The organism is Phenylobacterium sp., from assembly GCF_028290885.1.
Lineage (GTDB): Bacteria > Pseudomonadota > Alphaproteobacteria > Caulobacterales > Caulobacteraceae > Phenylobacterium.
The window spans coordinates 1-8,811 of the sequence record NZ_JAQGIZ010000273.1 but is presented as its reverse complement, the minus strand read 5'-3'; the positions used below and the strand labels follow the sequence as shown (position 1 = coordinate 8,811).

Genomic DNA, 8,811 nt, shown 5'->3' with positions numbered 1-8,811 from the left:
AGTACGATCCCTTCGGCGCGGCGCACTCGTCGACCTCGATCTCCGCCGGCCTCGGGATGGCCGTGGCCCGCGACCTCTCCGGGGGCGACAACCGGGTGATCTGCGTCATCGGCGACGGCGCCATGAGCGCCGGCATGGCCTACGAGGCGATGAACAACGCCTGCGAGACCACCCGCCAGCTGACCGTCATCCTCAACGACAACGACATGTCGATCGCGCCCCCGGTGGGCGGGATGAGCGCCTACATGGCCAGGCTGGTCTCCGGCGGCGGCTACCAGTCGCTGCGCCGGGTCGGCAAGTCGGTGGCCCGGGCGCTGCCCCGGCCGCTGAAGGAAGCCGCGCGCAAGGCCGAAGAGTTCGCCCGGGGCATGGTCACCGGCGGCACCTTCTTCGAGGAGCTCGGCTTCTACTACGTGGGCCCGATCGACGGCCACGACATGGACGCCCTGGTCCACGTGCTGCAGAACGCCCGCGCCATCACCGACAAACCCGTGCTGGTCCATGTGGTCACCCACAAGGGCAAGGGCTACGCGCCGGCCGAAGCCGCCGCCGACAAGCACCATGCGGTGGTCAAGTTCGACGTGGTCACCGGCCAGCAGGCCAAGGCCGCCGCGGCGGCCCCCAGCTACACCAAGGTGTTCGCCCAAGAGCTGATCAAGCGGGCCGAGATCGATCCGAAGGTGGTGGCGATCACCGCGGCCATGCCGTCCGGCACCGGCCTCGACCTGTTCGGCGAGCGCTTCCCCGAGCGGATGTTCGACGTGGGCATCGCCGAGCAGCACGCGGTGACCTTCGCCGCCGGCCTGGCCGCCGACGGCATGAAGCCGTTTGCGGCGATCTATTCGACCTTCCTGCAGCGCGGCTACGACCAGGTGGTGCACGACGTGGCGATCCAGCGCCTGCCGGTGCGCTTCGCCATGGACCGCGCGGGCCTGGTGGGCGCCGACGGGGCGACCCATGCCGGCTCCTTCGACGTGGGCTTCATGGGCGCCCTGCCCGGCATGGTGCTGATGGGCCCGGCCGACGAGGCCGAGCTGGCGCATGCCATCGCCACCGCCGTGGAGATCGACGACCGGCCGAGCGCCTTCCGCTATCCGCGCGGGGAGGGGACCGGCGTCCCGATCCCGGCGCTGGCCGAGCCGTTCGAGATCGGCAAGGGGCGCATCGTCCGCGAAGGAACGGCGGTCGCCATCCTGTCGTTCGGCACGCGGCTGGGCGAAGCGCTGAAGGCCGCCGACATGCTGGCCGCGCGCGGGCTTTCCGCCACCGTCGCCGACGCGCGCTTCGCCAAGCCGCTGGATGTCGACCTGATCCTGCGGCTCGCCCGCGAACACGAGGCGCTGATCACCGTCGAGGAGGGCGCGGTCGGCGGTTTCGGCTCCTTCGTCCTGCAGAGCCTCGCCGAGCATGGCGCGTTGGACCGCGGCCTGAAGGTCAGGAGCCTGGTGCTGCCCGACGTCTTCCAGGACCACGACAAGCCCGAGGCCATGTACGCCCTGGCCGGCCTCGACGCCGAAGGCATCGTCCGCGGCGCGCTGGCCGCGCTGGGGGCCGACAACATCGCGGCGAAGGGCTGGCGGGCCTAGCCGCCGCAGCTGCCAAGAAGCGGTTAGCCGCGCGGGGATCGGCCGGCGGCAGCGCCCCGCGGTGGCCTCTCACGCGGCGTGAACCGCTCGATCAGCAACTGACCGGCCGGGGTCCTCCGGACGCGGCCGATGTCGCCGCGGTGGCTACGCATCGATCACCTGAATGCCCAAACGCCGGGCGCTTTCCGCCATGTTGCGATCGAAGGTCGCAAGCGGCAGGCCGAGCCTGCGGGCCACCACGATGTGGAGGGCATCCGGCGTGCGCAGGTTGAATTCGAAGCGGCGCAGCGCGGACTCCGCGTGGCGGATGTCGCTTGGATCGATCTCGACCCGCCGCGCAACCGAGGCGGCCCAGGCGTCCAGCGTGCTGCAGAGATCGTCGAGCCGTTGGCGGTCGATCAACTTCATCCGCACAGCGCGCCCGATGGCCGAGAAGGCTTCGGTGATCGTCCAGTCGCTGACATGCGCCAGGTCCACCTGCTGCGCCATCAACCTCTTGGCGCGATCGCTGAATTCGTCCTCAAAGAACAGCGGGAGCAGCGCGCTAGCGTCGAAGTAGACGTTCGTCATCTTCGTCGCGCATCTGGCGGACAAGCTCCACCGAACTAGGCGCCCCGGGAGCCAGCTTGACCCTGTGGGCATCAAGCCAGTCGAAGTCCGCCTGTGTCATGCGCCTGCCTGCAGGCTTTACGGCCTTCAACTCGACGACCGGCGTCCCATGGCGGGTGATCACCACGTCCTCGCCTCGCTCGGCGCGCGCGATCAGGTCGGACAGCTTGTTCTTCGCCTCGACGACGCTGTGATGGCTCATGCGGAAAATATAGCCATTCGATAGCTATTTTGTCCTGGGTTCTCCCTAGAACGGCGTAAACCGCTCGATCAGCGACTGGCCGGCCGGGGTCTTCTGGACGCGGCTGATGTCGCCGCGGCCGCCGTAGTTGATGCGGGCCTCGGCGATCTGGGTGTGCTTGATGGTGTTGGACGAGGTGATGTCCTCGGGCCGCACGATGCCGGCGACGGTCAGCTGGCGCACCTCGGTGTTGGTGCGCACCTCCTGGGTCCCCTGGATCACCAGGTTGCCGTTCGGCAGCACGCCGGAGACCACGGCGGCGATGGTCAGGCTTATCTTCTCCGCCCGGTTCACCGCGCCCGCGCCGTCGTTGGTGGTCTTGGAGTTGGTGGAGAGCGCGTTGGCCGGGTCGTAGCCGCCCGGCAGGATTTTCCCGAGGCTCGATTCCAGGCCGAGCAGGTGCGGGATGCCGGCGGTCATGCCGGAGGTGCGCGAACTCGACGTGGAATTGGTGGTCTTGGCGCTGTCGTCGATCTCGATCTGCACCGTCAGGATGTCGCCGATCTTGGAGGCGCGCTGGTCGTTGAAGAAGGTCCGGGCCCCGACGCGCCACAGGGAGTTGGGGCTGGCCGGCTGCGGTGTGTCGCGGGCCAGGATCTTCTGGTCCATCGGCGCCAGCGCGGCGGGATAGCCGACCGGCGCGAGCTCGGGGCCGTGGATGGCTTCCTTCACCGTGGTGCAGGCCCCCAGCGGGGCGAGGATCAGCAGGGCGGCGGCGAGGCGGGTACGCATGCGACTAATTCCTCTTAACGGGCGGCGTAGCGAAGGGAATGGGTGGCCTTGAACTGGTCGGCCTGCGGGCCGACCACGGCCTGGCCGGGGCCGACGGCCACGGTCTGGACGACCTTCTTCGAAAGGGTGTTCAGCACGGGCAGGGTCTCGCCGACGCCGCCGGCGCCCATGGCCTTGCCCTGCAGGGTAAGCGCGATGCCGTCGGCCTCGTAGGTCACCGTGACCAGGTCGCCGGCCTTGATCACCACGGCGGCGCCCACGTCGCGGGCCTGGACGACGGCCCCGGCGCGCAGCGGCCGCTTGGCCACCTGGCCGATCACCGCGTCGGCGTCGGAGGGCGCGTCGCTGGGGATGGCGGCGGCCTTGGTCCAGACGAGATCCGCCGGCTGCACCATCTCGCCCGCGGCGAGGCTGCGGGCATAGGTCAGCACCTCGACGTTGCCGCGCTGGGCGGGGGCCGAAGCCCGGCCGCCCGCGAAGCCTGCATGCACCACGATCTTGCGCAGGCCCTCGGCGTTCGGCCAGTCAAGGCCGGCGCGGCGGGCGGCGAGCTGCACGGCCGCCGCGTCCAGGGCGACGCTGGTCCCCTCGCGGGTGGCCACCGGCACGTTGGCCGCAGCGCCCGCGCCGTCGAACAGGTCGCCCAGCGTGACGATCCCGTCGGCGTCGGCGGTGTCGGCCCGCAGGGTCACGGCCTGGCCGGCGAGGGCGGGGCTTGCGATGGCGAGGGTCAGGGTCAGGATGGCGAGCGCGCGCATGGCTTACGACTTCACCTGGTTGGCGACGCCCAGCATGTTGTCGGCCGTGGAGATCACCTTGGAGTTCATCTCGTAGGCGCGCTGGGCGACGATCAGGGCGGTGATCTCGGTGACCGGATCGACGTTGGAGGCCTCGGTGTAGCCTTGCATCAGCTGGCCGAAGCCCGCGGCGCCGGGCGTGCCGGTGGTGGGCGCTCCGGAGGCGGCGGTCTCCTTCAGGAGGTTGGAGCCCTGGGCCGAGAGCCCCGCCTCGTTCATGAAGGTGGCGAGCTCCAGCGTGCCCACGACGGTCGGCGTCGGCGAGCCGGGCTGGGTCACCTGCACCTGGCCGGACGCGGAGATGGTGACGTCGCTGGCGTCCTGCGGGATCGAGACCGCCGGCTGCACCTGGTAGCCGTCCTGGGTGACGAGCTGGCCCTGGTCGTTGATCGCGAAGTTGCCGGCTCGGGTGTAGGCTAGGTCGCCGGTGGGCGTCAGCACCTGGAAGAAGCCGCGGCCGTTGATGGCCAGGTCGAACTTGTTGCCGGTGGCGGTGGTCGAACCCTGGGTGTTGATCCGATAGACGGACCCGGCCTTGACGCCCGCGCCGATCTGCACGCCGGTCGGCACGATGGTCCCCTGGTCGGAGGACTGGGCGCCCGCCTGCTGCAGGGTCTGGTAGAGCAGGTCCTGGAACTCGGCGCGCTGCTTCTTGAACCCCACCGTGTTCATGTTGGCGATGTTGTTGGAGATGACCTCCACGTTGAGCTGCTGGGCGGCCATGCCGGACGCGGCGGTTCTAAGAGCTTGCATCGCTCGGTTCCTTGACTACTGGAGCCGGCCGAGGCGCGCGATCGAGTTGCGCGACAGGTCCGCCTCGGACGACATCATCTGGGTGACTTGTTCATAGGCCCGGCTGACCTCGATCATCCGGGTGATCTGCACGATCGAATTGACATTGGAGCCCTCCAGCATGCCCTGGCGCACCTTCGGGTCGGCGACCGGCGCGGCCTGTTGATTGGAGGCGTTCTGGTATTGGTTGGCGCCGGTCTTCTCGAGCGCCGACAGGTTGTTGAACTGGAACACGCCGACCTTGCCGATACGCAGCGTGCCCTGGCTGACGGTGCCGTCGGCGGAAATGGTGACCTCGCCGACATTGGCCGGATCGACGGTGATCTCGCCGCCGCCGTCGTCCGAGACCACATCGCCGTTCTGGGTGGTCAGCCGCCCGGTGTCGTCGGTGCGGAAATGGCCGTCGCGGGTATAGCGCTCGCCGCCCTTGGACGTGACCTTGAAGAAGCCCGGGCCGTCGATGGCCACGTCCAGCGGGGCGTCGGTGCGGCGCAGCGCGCCCTGGCCGAAATCGCGCGCCACGCCGTCGTCGCCGACGAACTTCACCGGCCTCGGACCTTCGGCCGTGAACGCCGGCGGGCCGGGCACTTCCTTGGTCATCATGGACTCGACCTTGAAGCCGTTGGTGTCGGCGTTGGCGATGTTGTTGGCGATGATGTCCAGCTGGCGCCGCAGAACCATCTGGCGCGACAGTCCGACGTAGAGAGCGTTGTCCATTAATTCACGGCCCCGGAAGACGCGATACTTTCGCCGCCAGGGCTGCAAGCTTCGGGCCAATTGAAAAGCCCAGCGATTTCAACAAACAACAAAGTTAATGGGCGCCCAGCGGCGGAAAATGCCGGGCAGGGTTGGCCCCCGTTAATGTCCGTTAAAAACCGCTTCTTAACCAAACCTGGGCGATTGGATCGGGGATCAGGTTTCTAAGGAACGCGCGCGTGGCCGAGGACAAGGTCCAGGAGGCTCCCGAGGAGGAAGTCGCCGAGGGCGAAGAGGGCGAGGGCGGCAAGCCCAAGAAGAAGCTCTCGATGAAGATGATGCTGATGGCCGGCGCCGGCGCCCTCGTGGTGCTCGGCGGCGGCGGGGGCGCGGCCTTCATCTTCCTCAAGCCCAAGCCCGACGCGGCCCATGCTGGCAAGGCGGCGAAGAAGCCGGCCAAGAAGGGCGGCGAAAAGGGCAAGAAGGACGACCGGGTCGCCGGTCAGGTCACCGAGGGGCCCGACGGCGTGCTCTTCTACACGATGCCCGATGTGGTGGTGAACATGCAGACCGCCGACGGACGGCCGACCTTCCTGAAACTGAAGCTGACGCTGGAGCTGCCCGACCAGGCGACGGTCGACGAGCTGGAGCCGAACATGCCCAGGCTGCAGGACATGTTCCAGAGCTTCCTGCGCGAACTGCGGCCGGAGGACCTGTCGGGCAGTCAGGGCTCGTACCAGCTGCGCATGGAGATCTTGCGCCGCGTGAACCTGGTTATCGCGCCGTCGAAGGCCAACGCCGTTCTGATCGAGGAGATGCTGATCAACTAGCGCCCCTTCTGAAAGGAGCGCGCGCGATCGCTGTCACGCATGGCCGACGAACCCGAAACCCCAGCCGAAGAGACGCAAGCCGCCGCCGGCCTCGCCGGCGAGGACCCCAACGGCTGGCCGGAAACCAGCGACGCCGATTCCCAGTCCGAACGCATCCTCAACCAGGACGAAATCGACAGCCTGCTGGGCTTCGACCTCTCCGAGGAGGAGGGCAGCGAGCGAACCGGCATCCGGGCGATCATCAACTCCGCGCTGGTGTCTTACGAGCGTCTGCCGATGCTGGAGATCGTCTTCGACCGCCTGGTGCGGTTGATGACCACCAGCCTGCGGAATTTCACCTCCGACAACGTCGAGGTCAGCCTCGACAACATCTCCTCCATCCGCTTCGGCGACTACCTGAACTCGATCCCGCTGCCGGCGATCCTGTCGGTGTTCCGCGCCGAGGAGCTGAACAACTACGGCCTGCTGACGGTCGATTCGAACCTGATCTATTCGATCGTCGACGTGCTGCTGGGCGGCCGGCGCGGCACCGCGGCCATGCGCATCGAAGGCCGGCCCTACACCACCATCGAGCGCGTGCTGGTGCAGCGGATGGTCGAGGTGGTGCTGTCCGACGCGCGCGAGGCGTTCGAGCCGCTGACGCCTGTGACCTTCACCCTCGACCGGCTGGAGACCAATCCCCGCTTCGCTGCCATCGCCAGGCCGGCCAACGCCGCGATCCTGGTGAAGCTGCGGATCGACATGGAAGACCGCGGCGGGCGCATCGAGCTGCTGCTGCCCTACGCCACGCTCGAGCCCATCCGGAAGATGCTGCTGCAGCAGTTCATGGGCGAGAAGTTCGGCCGCGACAACATCTGGGAAGGCCACCTGGCCACCGAGCTCTGGACCACCCAGATGGAAGTCCGCGCCGTGCTCGACGAGCAGCAACTGGGCCTCAAACAGGTGCTCGACCTGAAGGTCGGCGACACTCTCATGCTCAACGCCACGCCCGACAGCCTCATCGAGCTGCGCGCCGGCGTCATTCCGCTGACCCGCGGCCGCATGGGCCGCCGCAACTCCCACATCGCCGTCCGCGTCGAGGCGCCTCTGACGCATAGCGCCCGGCAAGCCGTGCAGAGGACCCCATGAGCATCGTCGGACTGGCTCTCAACCTGCTTCTCGCAGGGCTCCTGGTCGCAGCGCTCGGGATGGGCTGGCGGCTGAACCGCCGGCTGAAGGCCTTGCGCGACAGCCACGACGGCTTCGCGGTCGCCGTGCGCGAGCTGAACACCGCCGCAGCCCGCGCCGAACAGGGCCTGGCCGATCTGCGCGCCGCCACCGACGAGGCCATCGACCTCCTGGCCGACCGCATCGACAAGGGCCGCAGCGTCGCGGCCAAGCTCGAACGGTTGATCGACCACGCCCCGGTCCCGCAGCGCCAGGCGGCCGCGACCGCCGACCCCGTCGCCGAGCGCCGCCTGGGCGCCCTCCTGGCCGCGGCCCGCGAAGCCCGTCCGGAGCGCGTCGCGCCCAGGGAACGCCTCGCGCAGACAGAGCGTCCCGCCCCGCCCCTGCGCTCGACCCCGCCGCTTCGGCGCAGCGTCGAGGACGACCTGTTCGACGACGAGCCGCTGACCCTCAACGACGTCCGTGGAGCCACCCGGTGAAATCCATGCCCCGCATCCTGCCGTTGGTGGGCATCGCCGTCGGCGGCGTCCTGGCGATCAATGCGCTGGCCGGCGCGCGCGACCTGCCGAGCCTGGTCTCCGGCGCCAGGGCCTTCGCCGAGGAGGCCGCGGCCAAGACCAAATCCGCCAGGGGCGAGAAGACCGACAAGGCCAAGGCGTCCGACAAGGCCGCCGCCGTCACCGGCGAGGCCAAGGATGCGGCCGGCACGGCCCTCCCGCCGCCGACGATCCAGCCCAAGGGCGTCTGCGCGCCGACCGCCGCGGAGCTGGCCAAGGAAGCCGGCCTCTCGCCCGCCGAGCTGCAGCAGCTGCAGAACCTCGGGGCGCGGCGCACTCAGCTCGACCAGCGCGAATCCGACCTTTCGACCCAGCTCGCCCTGCTCGCCGCCGCCGAGACCAAGGTGGACGCCAAGATGCGGGCGCTGACCGGCCTGAAGAGCGACGTCCAGAACCTGCTGGCCCAGGCCGATGGCCGCGAGGCGAGCGAGGTCGATCGCCTGGTGAAGGTGTTCGAAGGCATGAAGGCCAAGGACGCCGCGCCGCGCATGGCGATCCTGGAGGACAGCGTGCGCCTGCCGATCGCCGCCAAGATGAAGGAGCGTTCGCTTTCGGCGATCGTCGGCCAGATGCCGCCGCAGGACGCCAAGAAGCTGACCGAATCCCTGGCCCACCGCTTCACCGCGGCCCACACCCTGGCGCAGGCCGCCGCCGCCCAGGCCGACGCCCCGGCCGCGGCGACCGGCGCTGCGCCCGCCAAGGCCGCGCCCGCCAAGGCCAGGCCCGCTCGTCAGATCAAGAAGGCCGCGCCGCGCAAGGCCGCGCCGCCGAGCGAAGAGGCCGCGGCCTCGCCGCCCGCTGCCC

11 protein-coding genes are annotated in these 8,811 nt (G+C 69.2%); 5 read left to right on the top strand and 6 right to left on the bottom strand.

Features of this window, described 5'->3' with window-relative positions:
• The coding region (gene dxs, locus JWP28_RS18090; protein WP_299545106.1) for a 1-deoxy-D-xylulose-5-phosphate synthase at positions 1 to 1,586 on the top strand (1,586 nt) is incomplete at its 5' end.
• 144 nt (positions 1,587 to 1,730) lie between these two features.
• On the opposite strand, the gene JWP28_RS18085 is transcribed toward dxs, so the two are convergent.
• From JWP28_RS18085 to flgF, 6 genes are read right to left on the bottom strand one after another with little or no spacing between them, the layout of a single operon-like run.
• Entirely contained in the window at positions 1,731 to 2,156 is a 426-nt protein-coding gene (locus tag JWP28_RS18085) for a type II toxin-antitoxin system VapC family toxin (protein ID WP_299545104.1), read from the bottom strand.
• Positions 2,131 to 2,397, bottom strand: a complete 267-nt coding sequence (locus JWP28_RS18080; protein ID WP_299545102.1) for a type II toxin-antitoxin system prevent-host-death family antitoxin — start codon at positions 2,395 to 2,397, stop codon at positions 2,131 to 2,133. The genes JWP28_RS18085 and JWP28_RS18080 overlap by 26 nt, the downstream gene beginning before the upstream one ends.
• A gap of 45 nt (positions 2,398 to 2,442) precedes the next feature.
• Positions 2,443 to 3,168, bottom strand: coding sequence for a flagellar basal body L-ring protein FlgH (gene flgH, locus JWP28_RS18075; RefSeq protein ID WP_299545100.1), 726 nt, complete (start codon positions 3,166 to 3,168; stop codon positions 2,443 to 2,445).
• A gap of 14 nt (positions 3,169 to 3,182) precedes the next feature.
• Complete coding sequence (gene flgA, locus JWP28_RS18070; protein WP_299545098.1) at positions 3,183 to 3,926, bottom strand: flagellar basal body P-ring formation chaperone FlgA; 744 nt, start codon at positions 3,924 to 3,926, stop codon at positions 3,183 to 3,185.
• Positions 3,927 to 3,929: 3 nt separating this feature from the next.
• Positions 3,930 to 4,718 (bottom strand): flagellar basal-body rod protein FlgG, encoded by a 789-nt coding sequence (gene flgG / locus JWP28_RS18065; RefSeq protein ID WP_299545096.1) that lies wholly within the window; start codon positions 4,716 to 4,718, stop codon positions 3,930 to 3,932.
• A gap of 15 nt (positions 4,719 to 4,733) precedes the next feature.
• Positions 4,734 to 5,474: a flagellar basal-body rod protein FlgF gene (gene flgF / locus JWP28_RS18060; RefSeq protein WP_299545095.1), complete on the bottom strand. Its 741-nt coding sequence runs from the start codon at positions 5,472 to 5,474 to the stop codon at positions 4,734 to 4,736.
• Positions 5,475 to 5,692: 218 nt separating this feature from the next.
• Between flgF and JWP28_RS18055 the strand changes: the two genes are divergently transcribed.
• The 4 genes from JWP28_RS18055 to JWP28_RS18040 form a co-directional block, all read left to right on the top strand.
• On the top strand, positions 5,693 to 6,283 hold the full coding sequence (locus tag JWP28_RS18055; RefSeq protein WP_299545093.1) for a flagellar basal body-associated FliL family protein: 591 nt from the start codon (positions 5,693 to 5,695) through the stop codon (positions 6,281 to 6,283).
• A 39-nt stretch (positions 6,284 to 6,322) separates the two neighbouring features.
• The gene (fliM, locus tag JWP28_RS18050) at positions 6,323 to 7,411 is read left to right on the top strand and encodes a flagellar motor switch protein FliM (RefSeq protein WP_299545091.1); all 1,089 of its coding nucleotides are present in this window, start codon (positions 6,323 to 6,325) and stop codon (positions 7,409 to 7,411) included.
• Complete coding sequence (locus JWP28_RS18045; RefSeq protein ID WP_299545089.1) at positions 7,408 to 7,929, top strand: DUF6468 domain-containing protein; 522 nt, start codon at positions 7,408 to 7,410, stop codon at positions 7,927 to 7,929. Before fliM ends, JWP28_RS18045 begins: the two co-directional genes overlap by 4 nt.
• A gap of 5 nt (positions 7,930 to 7,934) precedes the next feature.
• On the top strand, positions 7,935 to 8,811 hold an 877-nt coding region (locus JWP28_RS18040), incomplete at its 3' end, for a MotE family protein (RefSeq protein WP_366143826.1).